We start from the raw sequence: 19,319 nt of genomic DNA on the forward strand, positions 1-19,319 counted from the left end.
GGCGTAGAGCCTGTGGATAGCAGCGCTGCACAGGCCGTTACGAGGGCTCACGGGGTCCGAACGGCCCAGAGGGGGTGCAGAGGTACCGAGGACGCCGTGCGATTGGGACGGAGGCTCGGCTCAGAGGGCGCGAGGGCGCCGCAGGAGGGGTGGCAGCTCAGGCTCGACTAGGGCTCAGGAGGGGTGGCGGCTCAGGAGGCGCGCTCGGGCCCAGGAAGTGCGGCCGCTCAGGAAGCGCCAGGGCCCCAGGGAGTGCGCCGGTTCAAAAGGCGCCAAGGCCAGGAAGTGGGGCCGCTCACGAAGCGCTCGGGCCCAGGAAGGTGCGGCCGCTCAAGAGGAGGCGCTAGGGCCCAGGAAGTGTGGGGGCTCAAGAGGTGTGGGGGGTGATGGTGAGGCCGAGCATGCCAGGGCCCACGTGTACGCCGATGACCGGACCGACCTCGACCACCTGAAGGTCGGCGAGGGCGGGGAGGCGTTTACGGAGGCGTTCCGCCAGGGCTTCGGCTCGGGGGCGGGCGGCCAGGTGCTGGACTGCCAGTTCCACGGGGCCGTCGCCGGCCGCTTGCACCGCCAGATCCTCCAGGCGGGCGATGGCGCGCGTGGCGGTGCGGACCTTCTCCAGAAGGGAGATCTGGCCGTCCACGATGTGGAGCAGAGGCTTGATCATGAGAGCCGAGCCGAGGAGGCGGGCGGCGGCGCCGATGCGGCCGCTGCGGCGCAAGTTGTCCAGGGTGTCGACGTAGAAGTACGTCCGCGTGGACGTGGCGCACCGGCGGGCGGCCGATGTCACCGTCTCCAATGACGCGCCGGCGGCGGCGGCGCGGGCGGCGGCCAGGACCGGGTAGCCGAGGCCCATCCCTATGGACCGGCTGTCGATCACCTCGACCGGGATGGCCGCGTCGCGGGCAGCCGCTCGTGCGGAGTCCACGGTGCCCGACATTTCGGCTGATAAGTGGATTGAGGCGACTGCAGTGACGCCTGATTCCGCGAGCGCCGCATAGCAGGCGGCGAAGCGGGCGGGCGAGGGACGGGAGGTGGAGGCCGAGCCCGAACCAGAGCCGGAGCCCAAAGCTGTGGGGTCGAAGGAGGCCGGAGGGGCCTGGTTCGGGTGGGGGATGGGGTCCTCGTGGGGCGTGGGGTCGTCGTGGGGCGTGGGGTCGTCGTGGGGGGTGGGGTCGTCGTGGGGGGTGGGGTCGTCGTGGGGGGTGCCGCTGACGATCATGGTGATCGGGACCACCGTAACCCCGTCCACCTCGTCAACCAGGCAGGCAGTCGAGTCGGTCACGACGGCGATTCGGGGCAAAGACGGCATACCCCGAGACTAACTACTGAACGGGCGTCCCACCCCGCCACACTCGGCGTGGCTTGAGGCCGAAGGACCAGGCGAAGGCGCCTTCGTGGTCGGCGTCCCACTGGACGATGTCGGCGAGGCGGCCGGGCGCGAGGACGCCGCGGTCGGGCGCCCCGAGCACGGTCGCGCCGCCCAGCGTGGCGGCCCGCAGCGCGTCGTTGACGCTCATCCCGAACGCCGACACCGCCATCGCGATGACCAGCGACATCGAGGTGATGCCGCAGTAGCCGGGGTTGTGGTCGCTGCCGAGCGCGATCTGCACGCCGTGCTTGATCATCTGGCGGACCGGCGGGAGGTGGCCGCGCTGGAGGGCGGTGGCCGGGCAGACCACGGCGGGCACGCCGTAGCGGGACATGATGGCGATGTCCTCGTCGGACATGTGGTGCAACCCGTCGGCGGAGGCGCAGCCGAGCTCGGCGGCGAGCTGGACGGCGCCGCGGCGGGCGAAGAGGCCGGCGTGGATGCGCGGCAGCAGGCCGACGTTGCGGCCGGAGGCGAGGACCCAGCGGGATTCCTCGGTGGTGAAGTGGCCCTCGTCGCAGTAGACGTCGACGCTGTCGGCGCCGGCCGCGGCCGCGTCGGCGCACCAGGCGCCCACGGCCTCGACGTATTCGCGCTGACGGCCGAAGTATTCCGGAGGCACGACGTGCGCCGCGAGGAACGTGACGTGCACGCGCGGCATCATCGGCTCCTTCTCCAGCTCACGCAGGAGCCGCACGTCGGCGAGCTCGCCGTCGCGCGTGAGGTGGTAGCCGGTCTTGGCCTCGACGGTGGTGGTGCCGCTGAGCAGCCAGCTGCGCAGCCGCTCGCGTACGCCGTTGCACAGGGTCCACGGGTCGGTGCCGCGGGTCACGGTGACGGTCGAGCCGACGCCGCCGCCCGCCGCGGTGATCGAGGCGGCGCTGGAGCCGCCGGTGCGGATGGCCAGCTCGGCGTAGCGGTTGCCGGCGTAGACGGGGTGCGTGTGGGCGTCGATGAGGCCGGGCGTGACCAGCGCGCCGCCGAGGTTCTCCACGTGGTCGACGTCGACGATGTCGTCGACGACCCCGGGCACGCTCTGCGGCAGGTCGGGCGCCCGCCCGACCCACGCGATGCGGTCGTTGTGCACGAGGATGGCCGCGTTGCTGAGGACCTCGTTGCCGGTCCAGAGGCGGCCGATGTTGGTCAGGAGCCGAACGGTCACCGCATCACCGCCCTGCGCGAGCCCCCGCGCGAGCGCATGGCCCAGCGCACGGCCTGTGCCGCGCCCACTGAGTCCGCTCCGGGTCCGGACGACATGGGGGGTCTCCTGCTCTCATCCGCGTCTGTTGTGCGGTGACCGTATCGCCAGAGTCATGATCCGGCGATTTCAGTTCAGTTACGTTATTTCACATATCGGGCCGGTGTACAGGGTTATTCGGAAGAAAGACCAGTCATCCCCACCGTCACCCAGCCCCACCTCGTTCACGCGGCCCCCGCTGATGACTTTGACACCTTCAGTCATCATCCGAAACCCGGAAGCCGAACCTCAGCCAAGACAGCCAGACCTACGTCAGGTCTGGCCAATCGTAGCAATACCAGGGCTTCAGGGACCACTGCCGCTTTTGGGCAAGTCTGCACGCTTTGCGGCAAGACCTCCCCAGCCATGCCGTGACGTGCCCGACAATCGGACCGCCCCACCGTACCGCAGTACGGCGGGGCGCCCCGGGTGAATCGTGAAAGTGCTTCTACGAAACGCGCTCCACCGGCTTGCCCACCCGCTCCAGCTCCTGGAACAGACTGGGCAGCACGCGGGCGTGAAGGACCGTGCCGTCCTCGACGTGGTCCACGGAGAGCACCTCGCCCTCCTTGTGGGCCCGCGAGACCAGGTCGCCCCGCTCGTACGGCACCAGCAGGTGCACCTCGTGGTCGAGCCGCGGCAGCTCCCGCTCGATGAGCTCCATGAGCTCGGGGATGCCCTTGCCGGTGCGCGCCGAGACCACGATGCTGCGCCGCTCGCGCCGCGTGATGCGGTCGAGGACCTCCTGGTCGGCCGCGTCGGCCTTGTTGACCACGACGATCTCGGGGATGCCCGAGACGCCGTCGAGGTCGGCCAGCACCTCGCGCACGGCGGCGAGCTGGCCTTCGGGGTCGGGGTGCGAGCCGTCGACCACGTGCAGGATCAGATCGGCGTCGGCGACCTCCTCCAGCGTGGAGCGGAACGCCTCGACGAGCTGGTGCGGCAGGTGGCGGACGAAGCCGACGGTGTCGGCGATCGTGAACAGCCTGCCTTCGGGCGTGCGCGCGCGGCGCACGGTCGGGTCGAGGGTGGCGAACAGCGCGTCCTCCACCAGCACGCCCGCGCCGGTGACGCGGTTGAGCAGCGAGGACTTGCCGGCGTTGGTGTAGCCGGCGATGGCCACGGCCGGGACCTCGCGCTGCTGGCGCGCTTGACGCTTGGTGTCGCGCGCGGTGGACATGCCACCGATCTGCCGGCGGAGCTTGGCCATCCGCTCGCGGATGCGGCGGCGGTCCAGCTCGATCTTGGTCTCACCGGGGCCGCGGCCGCCGATGCCGACGCCGCCCGCCGCCCGTCCGCCGACCTGGCGGGACAGGTTGCCACCCCAGCCGCGCAGCCGCGGCAGCAGGTATTGGAGCTGCGCCAGCTCGACCTGGGCCTTGCCCTCGCGGCTCTTGGCATGCTGGGCGAAGATGTCGAGGATCAGCGCCGTGCGGTCGATGACCTTGACCTTGACGGTGTCTTCGAGCTGGCGGAGCTGGCCGGGGGTCAGCTCACCGTCGCAGATCACGGTGTCGGCGCCGGTCGACTCCACGATGTCGCGCAGCTCAAGGGCCTTGCCCGAGCCGATGTAGGTCGCGGGGTCGGGCTTCTGGCGCCGCTGGATGAGGCCGTCGAGCACCTGGGAGCCGGCCGTCTCCGCGAGAAGCTTGAGCTCCAGCAAGGAGTTGTCTGCGTCCTCGGCGGTGCCGGAGGTCCAGACGCCGACGAGAACGACCCGTTCAAGCCGCAGCTGCCGGTACTCGACCTCGGAGACGTCCTGGAGCTCGGTGGAGAGGCCCGCCACGCGCCGCAGCGCCTGACGCTCCTCAAGGTCGAATTCCCCGGTGTCGAAGCCTGTGGTCTCGAACTCGTCGAGTGCGGTGTTTTTGTGCATTCGTGTCATCTCTATGAGGGAAACGTCTGGACACCTCGATGTCTTCCCCGATGGTGGCACGACATCCCCTGCGTAAGCACCTGGTTATCGCGCTGACACGCTGATGTTGCCCGACCCGGTGCTGACGGAGATCTTGTTCGGGGAGGAGCGGTCGTTCTTCACCGAGACCTCCACGTCGCCCGAGCCCACGTCGGTCGACACGTCGTAGGCGCCGTCGGGGACGAACAGGGAGACGTCCCCCGAACCGGCCTTGAGCCGGGCGCTGGTGGGGGCGGTGGCGTACTTGAGCTCGACGTTGCCGGAGCCGGAGTCGGCCACGACGTTCTTGCCGCTCAGGTCGGCGGCGTCCACGTCGCCGGAGGCCACGTGGACGCGTACGTCCCCGCTGAGGGCGCGCAGCGTGATGTCACCCGACCCGGTCTCCAGGTCGACGGCGAGCCCCTTGGGGACCTCGATCCTGTAGTCGACGCCGCAGGTGCCCAGGCTGGACGGGCAGGAGTAGAAGAGGGCCAGCGTGCCGCCCTCGACCTTGTGCTCGGGCGTGGGCCTGGAGTCGCCGCTCCAGCGCAGGGTCTCGGTGACGCGGACGGCCGTGCCGCCGGTCTCGGTGATCACGGCATCGCCGGAGGCGCCGTCGAGCCGCAGCTCGGTCACCCGGTCGGTCACCTCGTAGGACTTGGTGTCCTTGTTGGTGGGGCCGGCGATGGCGTCCAGTCCGCAGCCCGTCAGCAGCGCGGCCCCGGCCAGCAGGCCACCCGCGATCGCGATCGTTCTCATGGATCGATCTTCCCCCCGGCGAGCCGCCCGCGCCCATCGGGGATGTCCCCTAAGACGACCCGGGGGACCCCCGGTCTTTGACCCGGAAGGCCGGGCAGAGTAGCGTCACTTCCACAATCCAGAATCCATTTTCCACAGAGCGGAAAAGAGGCCCTGTATGGAGATCACCGGCCCGAGGCTCGACCGGTTCGACGAGATCCTCACCCCGCAGGCGCTCGACTTCGTGGCGGCGCTCCACCGGGAGTTCGACTCCAGGCGGCTGGAGCTGCTGGAGGCCCGGCAGGCGCGGCAGGCGGAGCTGTCGGCGGGCGGCACCCTCGACTTCCTGCCGGAGACGAAGGAGATCAGGGAGGGCGACTGGCAGGTCGCGTCCCCGGCGTCCGGCCTGGAGGACCGGCGCGTCGAGATCACCGGACCGGTCGACAAGAAGATGACCATCAACGCGCTCAACTCCGGCGCGAAGGTGTGGCTGGCCGACTTCGAGGACGCCAACTCGCCGCTCTGGGAGAACTGCGTGGCCGGCCAGCTCAACCTGCGCGACGCGCTCGACCGCGCGATCGACTTCGAGACCGGCGGCAAGTCCTACGCGCTGCGCCCGGACGACGAGCTGGCCACGATCGTGGTCCGGCCGCGCGGCTGGCACCTGGACGAGAAGCACGCGAACGTCGACGGGCGGCCGGTGTCGGCCTCGCTGTTCGACTTCGGCCTCTACTTCTTCCACTGCGCGCAGCGGCAGCTCGACAAGGGCAAGGGCCCGTACTTCTATCTGCCGAAGATGGAGTCGCACCTGGAGGCGCGGCTCTGGAACGACGTCTTCACCCGCGCGCAGGAGCTGCTCGGCATCCCGCACGGCACCATCAGGGCCACCGTGCTCATCGAGACCTACCCGGCCGCGTTCGAGATGGAGGAGATCCTCTACGAGCTGCGCGAGCACTCGGCGGGGCTCAACGCGGGCCGCTGGGACTACCTGTTCAGCGTGATCAAGAAGTTCCGCACCCGGGGGCGGGAGTTCCTGCTGCCGGAGCGGAACGCGGTGACGATGACGGCGCCGTTCATGCGCGCGTACACCGAGCTGCTGGTGCGCACCTGCCACAAGCGCGGCGCGCACGCGATCGGCGGGATGGCGGCGTTCATCCCCTCGCGCCGCGACCCCGAGGTCAACGCGGTGGCGCTGGAGAAGGTGCGGGCGGACAAGACGCGCGAGTCGGGCGATGGGTTCGACGGCTCGTGGGTGGCGCACCCGGACCTGGTGCCGATCTGCAGGGAGGTCTTCGACGGGGTGCTCGGCGAGCGGCCCAACCAGCTCGACCGGGTGCGTGAGGACGTCGCCGTCTCGGCCGCCGACCTGCTGTCGGTCTCCGAGACGCCGGGCGACATCACCGAGGCCGGGCTGCGCAGCAACGTGGACGTGGCGCTGCGCTACCTGGCCGCGTGGATGGGCGGCTCCGGCGCGGTGGCCATCCACAACCTCATGGAGGACGCCGCCACGGCCGAGATCTCCCGCTCGCAGATCTGGCAGTGGATCCACAACGACATCACGCTGGCCGACACGGGCGAGCGGGTGACGAAGGAGCTGGTCGAGCGGATCATCGCGGAGGAGCTGGAGCAGGCGGCCAAGGAGCCGGGGTACGACGAGAAGCTGTTCGGCCAGGCCACGGCGCTGTTCAAGGAAGTGGCGCTCGACGACGACTTCGCCGAGTTCCTGACCCTCCCCGCCTACGCCCGGATGCCGTAGAAAAGGCGTGATGGAGACACTGACGACGGCGTTGCTCTCGGTGCTGCCCCGCGATTCGGTCATCACCGATCCGGTGCGCCTGCGCACCTACGAGTGCGACGGCCTCACCTACCACCGGGCGACCCCGGGCGTGGTCGTGCTGCCGGCCACGGCCGAGCAGGTCGCCCGGGTGGTACGCCTCTGCAACGACTTCGGGGTGCCCTTCGTGGCCAGGGGCGCGGGCACCGGCCTGTCCGGGGGCGCGCTCCCCCGCGAGGACGGCGTGCTCATCGTGACCTCGAAGATGCGCGCCGTCCTGGAGATCGACCTGCCGGGCCGGCGGGCCGTGGTGGAGCCGGGCGTGACGAACCTCGCCATCACCGAGGCCGTGCGCGAGCAGGGCTACTACTACGCGCCCGACCCCTCCAGCCAGCAGGTCTGCTCGATCGGCGGCAACGTGGCGGAGAACTCGGGCGGCGCCCACTGCCTCAAGTACGGCTTCACCGTCAACCACGTCGAGGCGTGCGAGATCGTCACCCCTGACGGCGACCTGGTCACGCTGGACCGGATGGACCCCGGCTACGACCTGCTGGGCGCGTTCATCGGCTCGGAGGGCACGCTCGGCATCGCCACCAAGATCACCGTACGGCTCAGCCGGGCGCCGGAGGCCGTCACCACGGTGCTGGCCGCGTACGAGAGCATCGAGCAGGGCGGCCAGGCGGTCTCGGAGATCATCGGGGCGGGCATCGTGCCGGCCGCGATCGAGATGATGGACGCGCTCGCGATCGAGGCGGCCGAGGCCGCCGTGGCCTGCTCCTACCCCGAGGGCGCCGGGGCGGTGCTGATCGTGGAGCTGGACGGGCCGGCGGCGGAGGTGGAGCGGCAGTTCGCGCGGCTCAGGGAGATTTGCGCGGGCGCGTTCGAGCTGCGCGTGGCGGCGGACGCGGCCGAGCGGGCGGCGATCTGGAAGGGCCGCAAGTCGGCGTTCGCGGCGGTGGGCCGCATCAGCCCGGCCTACATCGTCCAGGACGGCGTGGTGCCGCGCACGGCGCTGCCCGGCGTGCTGGCCGCCATCGACCGGATCTCGGCCGAGCACGGCATCAGGGTGGCGAACGTCTTCCACGCGGGAGACGGCAACCTGCATCCGCTGGTGCTGTTCGACGACGCCGAGCCGGGCGCGGGCGAGCGGGCCGAGGTGGTGTCGGGCGCGATCCTCGACCTGTGCGTCGAGCACGGCGGCTCGATCACCGGGGAGCACGGCGTCGGCGTGGACAAGGCGCGCTACATGCCGCGGATGTTCAGCGCGACCGATCTCGACACCATGCAGCTCGTCCGGTGCGCGTTCGACCCGGAGGGCCTGGCCAATCCGGGCAAGGTGTTCCCCACGCCGCGCCTGTGCGGCGAGGTGCCGGGCGTGCGCAAGGGCGTCCATCCGCTGGTCGAGTCGGGGAAGGCGGAGCAGTTTTGATCGAGGGTGTGACGGTCGGGCAGGCGGGCCCCGGGGACGCCGTCGGCGGCGTGCTCCCCCGGTGGGTCGCGCTGCCCGAGAGCGTCGAGGAGGTCGCGGCGGTGCTGCGGGCCTGCGCCGAGCGGGACCTCGCGGTGGTGCCCGCGGGCGGCGGCACGAAGCTGCACTGGGGGGCGCCCCCGGAGCGCTGCGACGTGCGGCTCGACCTGAGCCGTCTCGACAAGGTCCTGGAGCACGCGGCGGGCGACCTGGTGGTCCGCGCGCAGGCGGGGGTGACGATGGGCGCCCTGGCCGCCGCGCTCGCGGACGAGGGCCAGGAGCTGGCGGTCGACGCGCCCGAGGACGCGACGGTGGGCGGCACGCTGGCCACCGGGGCCGCCGGCCCGCGCGCCTTCCGCTACGGCACGCCGCGCGACCTGCTCATCGGCGTCACGGTGGTGCTGGCGGACGGCACGATCGCCCGCTCGGGCGGCAAGGTCGTCAAGAACGTCGCGGGCTACGACCTCGGCAAGCTCTTCACCGGCTCCTACGGCACGCTCGGCGTCATCGCCGAGGCCACGTTCCGGCTGCACCCGCTGCCCGCCGCGCGGCGCTGGGTGTGTGCCGAGGTCGAGGCGGCGGACCTGCCGGGGATCGCGGCGGCGCTGGCCGCCTCGCAGGCCGAGCCGAGCGCCGCCGAGGTGGAGCGGCCGGAGCCGGACGCGCGCCCGGTGCTCGCGGTGCTGGCCGAGGGTGCGGCGGCGGAGAGCCGGGCGGCGGCGCTGCGCGAGCTGGTGGGCGGCGGCGAGATCTCCGACGCGCCGCCCCCGTGGTGGGGGCTGGTCCCCCGGGACGAGACGCTGGTCGAGGCGCGGTTCCCCGCCACGGGCCTGGCGGCCGTGCTGGAGGCGGCCGAGCGGGCCGGGCTGGCGCTGCGCGGGTCGGTGCTGTCCGGGCGGGTGCTGCTGGTGCCGGCTGAACCTGTGGAAGCCGAGGTCCTGGCCGGGTTGCGGCGACGGGTGGAGGCCGGGGGCGGGCGGGTGAACGTGCTGGCCGCGCCGCGCGCCGGGCTCGACCGGTGGGGGCAGGTGAGCGCGCTGCCGCTGATGCGGCGCGTCAAGGAACGGTTCGATCCCGGGCGCAGGATGTCTCCCGGCCGGTTCGTGGGAGGCATCTGAGCATGGACCCCAAACTGATCAACGACTGCGTGCACTGCGGGTTCTGCCTGCCGACGTGCCCGACGTACGTGCTGTGGGGCGAGGAGATGGACTCGCCGCGCGGGCGCATCCACCTGATGAAGCAGCACGTCGAGGGCACGCCGGTGACGCCGGAGATGGCCGGGCACTTCGACGCCTGCCTCGGCTGCATGGCCTGCGTGACCGCCTGCCCGTCGGGCGTGCGCTACGACCGGCTGATCGAGCTGACCCGGGTGGAGGTGGAGCGGCGGCACGAGCGCGACCCCCAGGAGCGGGCGGTGCGCGGCATCGTGTTCAGCCTCTTCCCCTATCCGCGCCGGCTGCGGCTGACGCGGCCGGTGACGCCGCTCGCCCGGCGCATGGCCGGCTACGTCGGCAGGGCCAACCCGAGCCTCGGCGCGATGGCCGCGCTCGCGCCCCGCGTCGAGCGGCGCGAGCGGCTGCCGCGCGTGGTGCGGGCCAGGGGCGAGCGCCGGGCCGTGGTCGGCATGCTGCTCGGCTGCGTGCAGCGCGAGTTCTTCCCGCAGGTCAACGCGGCCACGGCGCGGGTGCTGTCGATGGAGGGCTGCGACGTGGTGATCCCGCCCCGTCAGGGCTGCTGCGGCGCGCTCAGCGTGCACGCCGGGCGCGAGGAGCAGGCCAGGCGGCTGGCCCGGCGCACGGTCCGGGCCTTCGAGCGGGCCGGGGTGAGCACGGTCGTGGTCAACTCGGCGGGCTGCGGCTCCTCGATGAAGGAGTACGGCGAGCTGCTGGGCGAGGAGCCCCGGTTCGAGGTGCGCGACCTGTCGGAGTTCCTGACCGAGCTGGGGCCGGTCGCCGAGCGGCATCCGCTGCCGCTCACCGTCGCCTACCACGACGCCTGCCACCTGGCCCACGCCCAGGGCGTACGCTCGCAGCCACGCGAGCTGCTGGCCGGCATCCCCGGGCTGGAGGTGCGCGAGATCCCCGAGTCGGCGATCTGCTGCGGCTCGGCCGGCACGTACAACATCTTCCGCCCCGAGGCCGCCCGCGAGCTCGGCGACCGCAAGGCGAAGGCGGTCGGCTCGACCGGCGCGGAGCTGCTGGTGTCGGCCAACCCGGGGTGCACGATGCAGATCGCGGCCGCGATGCGGCGGGCGGGCGACGACATCCGGGTGGCGCACACGGCCGAGGTCCTCGACGCCTCCCTGCGCGGGGTGAGCCTGTGAGCGTCCAGTCGGTGGAGCGGGCGCTCGACGTGCTGGAGGCGCTGGCCGAGCACGGGGGCGAGGCGGGGCTGTCGGAGATCGCGGCACGCACGGGGCTGCCGTACGGCACGATCCACCGGCTGCTGCAGACGCTGGTCGCCCGCGGCTACGTACGCCAGGAGGCCGACCGGCGCTACGCGCTCGGGGGCGGGCTGGTGCGGCTCGGCGGGGTCGCGGAGGGCATGGTCGGGGTGCGGGCGCAGCCGTACCTCGAGAAGATGGTGGAGCTGTCCGGCGAGACGGCGAACCTGGCCGTGCTCGAAGGCGACTTCATCGTCTACGTGGCGCAGGCGTCCTCGCCGCGCCGGCTGCGGATGTTCGCCGAGGTGGGGCGGCGGGTGCTGCCGCACAGCACGGCGGTGGGCAAGGTGCTGCTGGCGGGGCGGCCCCCGCAGGAGGCGGTCGCGGTGTTCGAGCGCACCGGCATGCCCCGCCGCACCCCCAACACCATCACCGAGATCGACGCCATGCTCGCCGAGCTGGCGGCGGTGCACGAGCGCGGCTACGCCATGGACCTCGGCGAGGAGGAGCTGGGCGTGCACTGCATGGCGGTGCCGGTACGCGACGGCGAGCGGGTGGTGGCGGCCATGTCGGTGTCGGGGCCGGCCGAGCGGATCGACGCGTTGGACCGAACGGAGCTGGCCGAGGGGCTGGGGAAGATCGCTCTCGACTTCGGCAGGGAGTTCGGCCCGCACTCCTAGTAACCTGTTGCGCCATGAGCAACAGCACGACGGTCCAGTCGGTCGACCGGGCCATCGCGATCCTGGAGATCCTCGCCCGCGAGGGCGCCACCCGGGTGACCGACCTCGCGGCGGAGCTCGACGTGCACAAGTCCACCGCGTTCCGGCTGCTCGCGGCGCTGGAGCAGGGCGGGCTGGTGGAGCAGAGCGGCGACCGGGGCCGTTACCGGCTCGGGTTCGGGGTGATCAGGCTGGCCGGCGCGGCCAGCGCGCAGCTCGACCTGGCCCGCGAGAGCCGGCCCGTGTGCCTGCGCCTGGCCGCCGCGGTCGGCGAGACCGTCAACGTCGCGGTGGCGCAGGACGGCGCCACGGTCAACATCAGCCAGGTGCGCGGCCCGGCCGCGATCAGCGGCCACAACTGGGTGGGCCAGCGCACCCCCTCCCACGCCACCTCCAGCGGCAAGGTGCTGCTCGCCTTCGGCGCGCTGCGGCTGCCCGGCGGCGAGCTGGAGCGCTACACCCCGCGTACGATCACCGCGCCGGACGCGCTCGGGCTGGCCGAGATCAGGGAGCGCGGCTGGGCGGTCACCGTGGAGGAGCTGGAGGTCGGGCTCAACGCCGTGGCCGCGCCGGTGCGCGGCGGCGACGGGACCGTGGTGGCCGCGGTCAGCGCGTCAGGGCCGTCCTACCGGCTGACGCCCGAGCGGCTGCCCGAGGTGGGCGAGCTGCTGGCCCGGGGCGCCCAGGAGATAAGCGAGCGCATCGGCTATTACGGTTGAGTCATGTGCAGGAGCATCAAGACCCTCCGTCCTCCTTACGTCGAGAGCGTCAGCGAGGACGACGTGCGCGCCGCGGCGCTGCAGTACGTCAGGAAGATCTCCGGATTCCGCGCGCCGGCCGCGCACAACGCCGAGGCGTTCGACCGTGCGGTCGAGGCCGTCACGAGGGCGTCCGAGGAGCTGCTCGGCGCGCTCGAGGTGCGCGGGAGCCGCTGACGGCTCCCGCGCGGACGTCAGCAGGGCGTCTCGACGAAGACCGGGACGCCGCGGGTGCCCCACATGGAGCGGTTGCCGGCGCAGTCCTCGTAGAGCTCCCCGACGACGGTCGTGTACGTGCCGTCGGAGTAGAACGTGGTCACGCAGGTGTGGTCGATCCTGCATGCGCGGGCCTGGGCCGGGGACGCGGTGGCGGCCGTGACGGCGGCGGCGGCGAGCAGAGTGGCGAGCAGAGGGGTGAGGACGCGGCGGATCATCGGCGGTCCCTTCCGTCGTTGAGGGGGGTCGCTCCGATGATCGCTCCGCGACGGCCGGTTGAAAAGGTCAGCCGTGGAGCAGGACCGGCCGGCCCGCCGAGCAGCCGATCGTCAGCTCGATCTCCTCGCCCTCGCGCGGCTCGAACTCGACCTTTGCCTCGGCCGCCGGCCCCGGCTCGACGCCGTCGACCGAGTAGTCCTGGGCCGGGCTCCACGAGCGCAGCGTCACCAGGCCGCCGTCGCAGGAGGCGATGACCGTGCCGCCCGCGCTGCGGATGAGCCTGCCCTGCCGGCTGCTTTCCGGCGCGGCGGCGGGCGTGGCGGCGGCGCGTACGGTGGCGGTGGCGAGCGCGGCGGCCACGTCCTCCTCGGACAGGACGTGCCCCGAGGCGCCGGTGACCCCGGTGCCGACGAGCCCGAGCACGGCCAGGGAGGTCCCGGTCGCGACGACGGCGGTGGCGGCCCATGCCAGCAGGTATCTCTTCATCCCCGCCAGCTTCCCCCACGTCGGGCTAAGAGCGGGTTAAAGGGAGGCTAAGGCGTCCCAAGCCAGGGTCAGTGAGCGGCTACGTTCGTGCTATGGCCGACATTCTGCTCATCGAGGACGACGTGGCGATCCGCACGGCGCTCAGCCGGGGGCTGCGGGAGCTGGGGCACGCGGTGTCCTCCTCGCCGACCGCCCTCGACGGGCTCAAACTGGCCGTGCAGGACCGGCCCGACCTCATCGTGCTCGACCTGGGACTGCCCGACCTGGACGGGGTGGAGCTGCTGCGGATGCTCCGGGCGGTCAGCCGGGTGCCGGTCATCGTGGCGACCGCCCGCGACGGGGACGCCGAGATGGTGCCCGTGCTGGACGCGGGGGCCGACGACTACGTGGTCAAGCCGTACAGCGCGGCGCAGCTCGACGCCCGGGTGCGGGCGGTGCTGCGGCGGGCGGGCGGGTCGGCGCCCGAGCCGCTGGCGGTCGGGGAGCTGCGGGTGGATCCGCGGGCGCGTACCGCGACGCTGGACGGCACGCAGCTCGACCTGACGCCGCGCGAGTTCGACGTGCTGCACTACCTGGCGGCGCGGCCCGGTGAGGTGGTGACCAAGCGGGAGCTGCTGACCGAGGTGTGGCAGCTCCCGTACGGGGGCGCCGACAAGACCGTGGACGTGCACCTGTCCTGGCTGCGCAGGAAGCTCGGCGAGACCGCGGCCGAGCCCCGCTACCTGCACACCGTGCGCGGGGTCGGCGTCAAGCTGGTCGAGCCGGCATGAGGCGCTGGCTGGCGCTGCTGGTGGCGGCCACCACGTCGCTGGTGCTGATCGCGCTGCTGGTGCCGATGGCGGTGCTCATCAGGTCCGTGGCCGAGAACGGCGCCATGGACCGGGCGCTCACCACGGCCGGGTCCGTGGCGGTCGCCGTCGGCACGCCGGACCTGCCGCTCGCGGTGGAGCAGGTGGCGCGGCCGGTGACGGTGTTCCTGCCGGACGGCACCACCCTCGGCGCGCGGGCCGAGCGCTCGGCCGCGGTGCGGCTGGCCGCCACCGGGCGCAGCGTGACCGCCGAGGCCGACGACGGCAGGGAGGTGCTGGTCTCCGCCCAGTCGCCCGAGGGCACGGCGGTGATCAGGGTGTTCGTGCCGGAGTCCGAGCTCATGCGGGGGGTGCGCGAGGCGTGGGCCGCGCTGCTCGCGCTGGGGCTGGGGCTGGTGGTGCTCGGGATCGTGCTGGCCGACCGGCTGGCGCAGGCCGTGACCCGGCCGGTGGACGGCCTCGCCCGCGTCTCGCACCGGCTGGCCGGCGGCGACCTCGCCGCGCGGGCCGAGCCGGGCGGGCCGCCCGAGGTGCGCTCGGTGGCGCTGGCGCTCAACCACCTGGCAGGACGGATCGACGAGCTGCTGGTCGCCGAGCGTGAGTCGGTCGCGGACCTGTCGCACCGGCTGCGTACGCCGCTGACCGGCCTCCGGCTCGACGTCGAGTCGCTGCGCGAGCCCGAGGAGGCGGCGCGGCTGCAGGCCCGGGTGGACGCGCTGGAACGGGCGGTGAGCGCGCTCATCACGGAGGCGCGCAACCGCACGGCCGACCGGGAGCCGTGCGAGGCGGGCGCCGTGGTGCGCGAACGGGTGCGGTTCTGGTCGGTGCTGGCCGAGGACCAGGGGCGCGAGGTCGAGGTGACGCTGCCCGGCGAGCCGCTGAGCGTCGCCGTACGGGCCCAGGAGCTGGCGGCGTGCGTGGACGCGCTGCTGGGCAACGTCTTCGCGCACACGCCCGAGGGCGCCGCGTTGTCGGTACGACTGACCGGGCACCCGGACGGCGCGCTGCTGACCGTGGAGGACGCCGGGCCGGGGTTCGATCCCGCGCTGCTGGAGCGCGGCATCAGCGGCGGCGGCTCGACCGGGCTGGGGCTGGACATCGTCCGGCGTACGGCCGAGTCGTCCGGCGGCCGGCTGGCCGTCTCCTCGCCGTCCGGGGGCGGGGCGCGTGTTGAGGTGGTTTTAGGAGCCGCTTAGCGCGCGGTTATCGGCGTTCGCGATGTCCTTGGGTCATGCGAAACACGAAGAAGTTCATCGTCATCGGTGCCGGGGCCGTCACGCTGCTGGCGGGTGGCGGAGCCGCCGCCTACGCCGCGACCGCCGCGCCCACCGCCCCCAAGATCACCGCCGAGAAGGCCATCGAGCTGGCCCACCAGCAGGTCCAGGGCGCCTGGGTGAGCGAGGTGGACCACGACGACTCCGGCAAGTGGGAGCTGGAGCTCGTCAAGGGCGACCAGGTGCACGAGGTCGACGTGGACGCCACCAGCGGCAAGGTGACCGCGCACGCCCCCAAGGCGGCCGACAAGGACGACGACGGCAACGGTGACGACAACGGCGGCGACCGCGACGACGACTGACCCTGCCCGGCTGAGATCCCCTTGTGGAACGTCCCGCCCGCCTCCCCCGTTCACGGGGGAGGCGGGCGGTCCCGTTTCCGGAGGGGTCAGCGCGTGAGGCGGTTCAGGTAGGCGTAGCAGGGGTCGCGGCGGAAGTCGTGGAAGGTCGCGCAGGGGTCGATCGGGGTCCCGGGATGCGCGGGGCGCGGCTCCTCGCGCGGGGCCTCCGGGGGAGGCTGCGGCGTGGGAGAGCCCGTACGGCGGGGGCCCAGCGGCGGGGCGGCGGGCTCGGCGCCACGGGGGCGAGGCTCCGTCAGCGAACGCGGCTCTGCCGGCGGTCTGGGCTCCGCCGGCGGTCTGGGCTCCGTCGGCCGCCTGGGCGCCGCCGGTGGCCCCGGCTCCGCCGGCCGGAGCGCGGAAGGGGCGGGCAGCGCCCCCGGTGAAGGCCGCGCGCCCGGGACGGACCGCACTGACGCGAGGTCCGGGAAGGGCGGGGTGTCCGCCGGCGCTCCCGGGGAGGGCACGGCGCGCACCCAGGGAGCCGGAACCGGCGTTCTCACCGCGAATTGGAGCGTTCCATCATCATCCGTTGGAGATGCGATCAATGTCATACGAGTGACGCGCGGAGTGCTGTCCGATGAATTCGATCTTGTGGAAATCGGCGTTTCCCCTTGGTTTTCCGGCGTACTTCGGGGGGCCGGACCAGGTGCGCCGCTGAATGCCAGGAATATGCCGACAACCGCGGTGGCGAGGACTCCGGCCGCTCCGGCGACCGACCCGAGGCGACCCCGGCTACCAGCAGAAATGGATCTAAGGGGGGACAAGTCGTGATTCCTTTGTGATTGGTGTGCGAGCATTCCGCCGATGCGGCTAGTGTGGTCCATCACCCGCGGAAGCCGGCGAGCTTTCCCCGATACGACCGCGAGGAGCTGCACCCTCATGCAAGATCCGACCGCACCGGATCACCACGAGATCCTGACCGGGCCGGGCGATTCACGCCCGGCGAAGAACAATCGCGGCGCCGCCCGCCAGAAGAAGACCAAGAAGACCGCCGCCATCGCGGCCGGAGTGCTCGTCGCGCTGATCGCGGCGGGCGGCGCGGGCTACGTGGTGGCCTCCGGCGACTCCACCCCCGGCACCCGGCAGGAGGCCGGGCCGTCGCAGGGCACCGGCGGCGACGACAGCGCCCAGGACGGCCTCCAGGACGACCTTCAGGACGACGCCGCCGACGACGCCACCATGGGCGACGCCCGCACCGACGCCCCCGACGACGGCCTGCCCGACGACGGCAGCATGGGCGACGCCGCCACCGACCCGGGCCGCGCGGCCGACACGGGTTCGACCGGCACGGGCACCTCCACGAGCCGCGACTCCGCCAGCGGCGCCGGCGCGAAGCAGACCGGCGACGGCAAGAAGGCCACCACCTCGCCCACCAAGGCCCCGCAGTCCTCGGAGGCCGACAGTCCGGCCGACGGGCCCGGGGGCCTGGTCTCCGGCCAGTGCGCCACCAGCGGCTGCTGAACCGCCTCCGCTGACGCCGGGAGGCGGCAGGGGCGAAGTGGTCCGGAGGTTATGGCCATCATTGGACCTTCGAGACAGGCCACCTCGCGCCTAGGGTCAGGGGCATGACGACGATCGACGACGCCGGTGTCCTCCGTGGGCTGCATGTGCCCGGAACGCCCGTGATCCTGCCCAACGTCTGGGACGCCGCCTCCGCGCGCGCCGTCCAGGAGGCCGGCTTCCCCGCCGTGGCGACCGGCAGCGCCGCCGTCGCCCGGGTCCTCGGCCACGAGGACGGCGAGCGCGTCCCGGTGGACGAGATGATGTCCGCCGTGGCCCGCATCGCCCGCGCGGTGGACGTGCCGGTCACCGCCGACGTCGAGCGCGGCTACGGTCTCAAGCCCGCCGAGCTGGCCGAACGCCTCCTGGCGGCCGGCGCGGCCGGCTGCAACCTGGAGGACAGCGACCCGCGCACCGGCGAGCTGATCGACCCGGGCGAGCAGGCGGACTTCCTGGCCGAGGTGCGGGCGGCGGCCGGCCAGGCACTGGTGATCAACGCCCGCGTGGACACCTACCTGCACGGCTCGACCTCACGGGAGCAGGCGCTCGCGCGGGCGGAGCGCTACCTGGAGGCGGGGGCCGACTGCGTCTACCCCATCATGCTCGCCGACGAGGACGAGATCCGCGCCCTGGTGACCGCGCTCGGCGGCCGGCCGGTGAATGTGCTGTTCCGGCCGGGCGCGCCGAGCCTCACGCGGCTGGCCGAGCTGGGCGTGGCGCGCGTCAGCTTCGGGGCCGGCCTGCACCGGCTCGCTCACGCCCACACCGTGGCGCTGCTGGCCAAGGTCAAGGCGGGCGGCAGCCCCTTCTGAGCGGCCCTCGCGAGGGGCGGGCGGTGACGGGCCGCGTACGCTTGCGCTCGTGCTTGCCGCCGCGGCCGTCTGCCCGCAAACCCCGCTGATCGTGACCGGGATGCCCCGGCTCCGCGCCGCCTGCGACGCCGCCGTCCAAGGCGTGCTCGCCGCCCGTCCCGACGTGCTGATCGTGGTGGGCGGGGCCGCGGACAGCGAGGCGTACGCGGGCGGCGCGGCGGGCAGCCTGCGCCCCTGGGGCCTGGACGCCGGCGCGGGCACGGGCGAGCCCGTCCTGCCGCTGTCGCTGACCGTGGGCCGCTGCCTCCTGGACGGGCGCGTGCCCCACGCCTGCCAGGCCGTGGGCTTCGACGCCGCGCCGGCCGAGTGCCTGGCGCTCGGCGAGAAGCTGGCCGCGTCCGGCGAACGGGTGGGGCTGCTGGTGCTCGCCGACGGCTCGGCCTGCCTGACCCCGAAGGCGCCCGGCAGGTACGACGAGGCCGCCGGCCCGTTCGACGACCGGGTGGCGCGGGCGCTCGACGCCGCCGACCCGGCCGCGCTCGCCGCACTCGACCCGGCGGAGGCCGACCGGCTGTGGGCCACCGGCCGCGCCGCCCTCCAGGTGCTCGCCGGGGCCGCCACCGGCGCCGCGCCGCGCGGCAGGCTGCTGGCGCGCGACGCCCCCTACGGCGTCGGCTACTTCGCCGCGCTGTGGGACTGACGCCGCGGCACCGGCACCTTCATGAGGTCGCGGGCCAGCACGACCTCCCCGTCGTAGCTGCGCCGCACCTCGGCGACGAACGCGGGCTCGTCGTCGAAGCCGTACCGTTCGGAGAAGTGCGTGAGCACCAGCCGCCGCACGCCCGCGTCGGCCGCCACGAGGCCCGCCTCGTACGCCGTCAGGTGCCCGTACTCCTTGGCGAGCGCGCTCTCCCCCGACAGGAACGTGGCCTCGATGACCAGCAGGTCGGCCCCGTTGGCCAGCTCGAAGACGGTGTCGCAGAGCCGGGTGTCCATGACGAAGGCGACGGCCTGCCCCGGCCGGGGCTCGCTGCACTCCTCCAGCGTGACGCCGCGTACGGAGCCCTTGCGCTGCAGCTCGCCGACCTCGGGGCCGCGGATGCCGTGGGCGGCGAGCCTGGCGGGCAGCATGCGGCGGCCGAGGTGGAGCCGCCTCGATGCCCACCGCCGGCCGGTGTCCCTGGCGCAGACACTTTGCCCTTACATGCAGCATCAGCCGAGGATCACAGAGACCGTGGGCCAGATCACAATGTACTGCCGCTGTAACAATTCTTCTTCCCAGCCGACATGCGACCCGCCAAATCTCCTCATTGCGGACA

At 73.0% G+C, this 19,319-nt stretch carries 20 protein-coding genes; 13 read left to right on the forward strand and 7 right to left on the reverse strand.

Going from position 1 to position 19,319, the window contains the following annotated elements; all coding sequences use genetic code 11:
• Positions 1-367: 367 nt before the first annotated feature.
• From ABD292_RS02640 to ABD292_RS02655, 4 genes are all read right to left on the reverse strand, one after another.
• The gene (locus tag ABD292_RS02640; RefSeq protein ID WP_344204906.1) at positions 368-1,285 is read right to left on the reverse strand and encodes a DegV family protein; all 918 of its coding nucleotides are present in this window, start codon (positions 1,283-1,285) and stop codon (positions 368-370) included.
• Positions 1,286-1,325: 40 nt separating this feature from the next.
• Positions 1,326-2,534 carry an imidazolonepropionase gene (hutI, locus tag ABD292_RS02645; RefSeq protein ID WP_344204908.1) on the reverse strand — a complete coding sequence of 403 codons (1,209 nt, stop codon included), beginning with the start codon at positions 2,532-2,534 and terminating at the stop codon, positions 1,326-1,328.
• Between the two features lie 523 nt (positions 2,535-3,057).
• Positions 3,058-4,485 carry a GTPase HflX gene (gene hflX, locus ABD292_RS02650; RefSeq protein WP_344204909.1) on the reverse strand — a complete coding sequence of 476 codons (1,428 nt, stop codon included), beginning with the start codon at positions 4,483-4,485 and terminating at the stop codon, positions 3,058-3,060.
• Positions 4,486-4,569: 84 nt separating this feature from the next.
• A complete protein-coding gene (locus ABD292_RS02655) occupies positions 4,570-5,262 on the reverse strand; it encodes a DUF4097 family beta strand repeat-containing protein (RefSeq protein ID WP_344204910.1) in 693 nt (230 codons plus the stop codon).
• Positions 5,263-5,419: 157 nt separating this feature from the next.
• Here ABD292_RS02655 and aceB point away from each other — a divergent pair, with 157 nt between their 5' ends.
• Genes aceB through ABD292_RS02690 form a run of 7 tightly spaced genes read left to right on the forward strand, consistent with a single transcriptional unit; the run spans position 5,420 to position 12,520 of the window.
• Entirely contained in the window at positions 5,420-6,997 is a 1,578-nt protein-coding gene (gene aceB, locus ABD292_RS02660; RefSeq protein WP_344204911.1) for a malate synthase A, read from the forward strand.
• 10 nt (positions 6,998-7,007) lie between these two features.
• On the forward strand, positions 7,008-8,444 hold the full coding sequence (locus ABD292_RS02665; protein WP_344204913.1) for an FAD-linked oxidase C-terminal domain-containing protein: 1,437 nt from the start codon (positions 7,008-7,010) through the stop codon (positions 8,442-8,444).
• Entirely contained in the window at positions 8,441-9,601 is a 1,161-nt protein-coding gene (locus ABD292_RS02670) for an FAD-binding oxidoreductase (protein WP_344204914.1), read from the forward strand. Before ABD292_RS02665 ends, ABD292_RS02670 begins: the two co-directional genes overlap by 4 nt.
• A 2-nt stretch (positions 9,602-9,603) precedes the next feature.
• Entirely contained in the window at positions 9,604-10,806 is a 1,203-nt protein-coding gene (locus tag ABD292_RS02675; protein ID WP_344204915.1) for a (Fe-S)-binding protein, read from the forward strand.
• On the forward strand, positions 10,803-11,546 hold the full coding sequence (locus ABD292_RS02680; protein WP_344204916.1) for an IclR family transcriptional regulator: 744 nt from the start codon (positions 10,803-10,805) through the stop codon (positions 11,544-11,546). The genes ABD292_RS02675 and ABD292_RS02680 overlap by 4 nt, the downstream gene beginning before the upstream one ends.
• A 14-nt stretch (positions 11,547-11,560) precedes the next feature.
• Positions 11,561-12,304, forward strand: a complete 744-nt coding sequence (locus tag ABD292_RS02685) for an IclR family transcriptional regulator (RefSeq protein ID WP_344204918.1) — start codon at positions 11,561-11,563, stop codon at positions 12,302-12,304.
• Positions 12,305-12,307: 3 nt separating this feature from the next.
• Positions 12,308-12,520: a DUF2277 domain-containing protein gene (locus ABD292_RS02690; RefSeq protein WP_344204919.1), complete on the forward strand. Its 213-nt coding sequence runs from the start codon at positions 12,308-12,310 to the stop codon at positions 12,518-12,520.
• A gap of 17 nt (positions 12,521-12,537) precedes the next feature.
• On the opposite strand, the gene ABD292_RS02695 is transcribed toward ABD292_RS02690, so the two are convergent.
• Together ABD292_RS02695 and ABD292_RS02700 are read right to left on the reverse strand one after the other, a co-directional pair.
• Positions 12,538-12,777 carry a DUF6289 family protein gene (locus ABD292_RS02695; protein WP_344204920.1) on the reverse strand — a complete coding sequence of 80 codons (240 nt, stop codon included), beginning with the start codon at positions 12,775-12,777 and terminating at the stop codon, positions 12,538-12,540.
• Between the two features lie 67 nt (positions 12,778-12,844).
• Positions 12,845-13,264: a hypothetical protein gene (locus ABD292_RS02700; protein ID WP_344204922.1), complete on the reverse strand. Its 420-nt coding sequence runs from the start codon at positions 13,262-13,264 to the stop codon at positions 12,845-12,847.
• A 92-nt stretch (positions 13,265-13,356) separates the two neighbouring features.
• On the opposite strand from ABD292_RS02700, the gene ABD292_RS02705 reads away from it, so the two are divergent.
• From ABD292_RS02705 to ABD292_RS02730, 6 genes are all read left to right on the forward strand, one after another.
• Entirely contained in the window at positions 13,357-14,034 is a 678-nt protein-coding gene (locus ABD292_RS02705; protein WP_344204923.1) for a response regulator transcription factor, read from the forward strand.
• Positions 14,031-15,269 carry a sensor histidine kinase gene (locus ABD292_RS02710; RefSeq protein WP_344204924.1) on the forward strand — a complete coding sequence of 413 codons (1,239 nt, stop codon included), beginning with the start codon at positions 14,031-14,033 and terminating at the stop codon, positions 15,267-15,269. The genes ABD292_RS02705 and ABD292_RS02710 overlap by 4 nt, the downstream gene beginning before the upstream one ends.
• Positions 15,270-15,304: 35 nt before the next feature.
• Positions 15,305-15,649 (forward strand): PepSY domain-containing protein, encoded by a 345-nt coding sequence (locus ABD292_RS02715; protein ID WP_344204925.1) that lies wholly within the window; start codon positions 15,305-15,307, stop codon positions 15,647-15,649.
• A 918-nt stretch (positions 15,650-16,567) separates the two neighbouring features.
• Positions 16,568-17,149 (forward strand): hypothetical protein, encoded by a 582-nt coding sequence (locus ABD292_RS02720; RefSeq protein ID WP_344204926.1) that lies wholly within the window; start codon positions 16,568-16,570, stop codon positions 17,147-17,149.
• Positions 17,150-17,253: 104 nt separating this feature from the next.
• Positions 17,254-18,000 carry an isocitrate lyase/PEP mutase family protein gene (locus ABD292_RS02725; protein WP_344204928.1) on the forward strand — a complete coding sequence of 249 codons (747 nt, stop codon included), beginning with the start codon at positions 17,254-17,256 and terminating at the stop codon, positions 17,998-18,000.
• A gap of 49 nt (positions 18,001-18,049) precedes the next feature.
• Positions 18,050-18,700: a class III extradiol ring-cleavage dioxygenase family protein gene (locus tag ABD292_RS02730; RefSeq protein ID WP_344204929.1), complete on the forward strand. Its 651-nt coding sequence runs from the start codon at positions 18,050-18,052 to the stop codon at positions 18,698-18,700.
• On the opposite strand, the gene ABD292_RS02735 is transcribed toward ABD292_RS02730, so the two are convergent.
• Positions 18,676-19,131: an MBL fold metallo-hydrolase gene (locus tag ABD292_RS02735; protein ID WP_344204931.1), complete on the reverse strand. Its 456-nt coding sequence runs from the start codon at positions 19,129-19,131 to the stop codon at positions 18,676-18,678. The two genes, ABD292_RS02730 and ABD292_RS02735, sit on opposite strands and share 25 nt — an antisense overlap.
• Positions 19,132-19,319: the final 188 nt, after the last annotated feature.

The sequence above is a fragment of the Nonomuraea bangladeshensis genome, assembly GCF_039529455.1.
Classification (GTDB): domain Bacteria; phylum Actinomycetota; class Actinomycetes; order Streptosporangiales; family Streptosporangiaceae; genus Nonomuraea; species Nonomuraea bangladeshensis.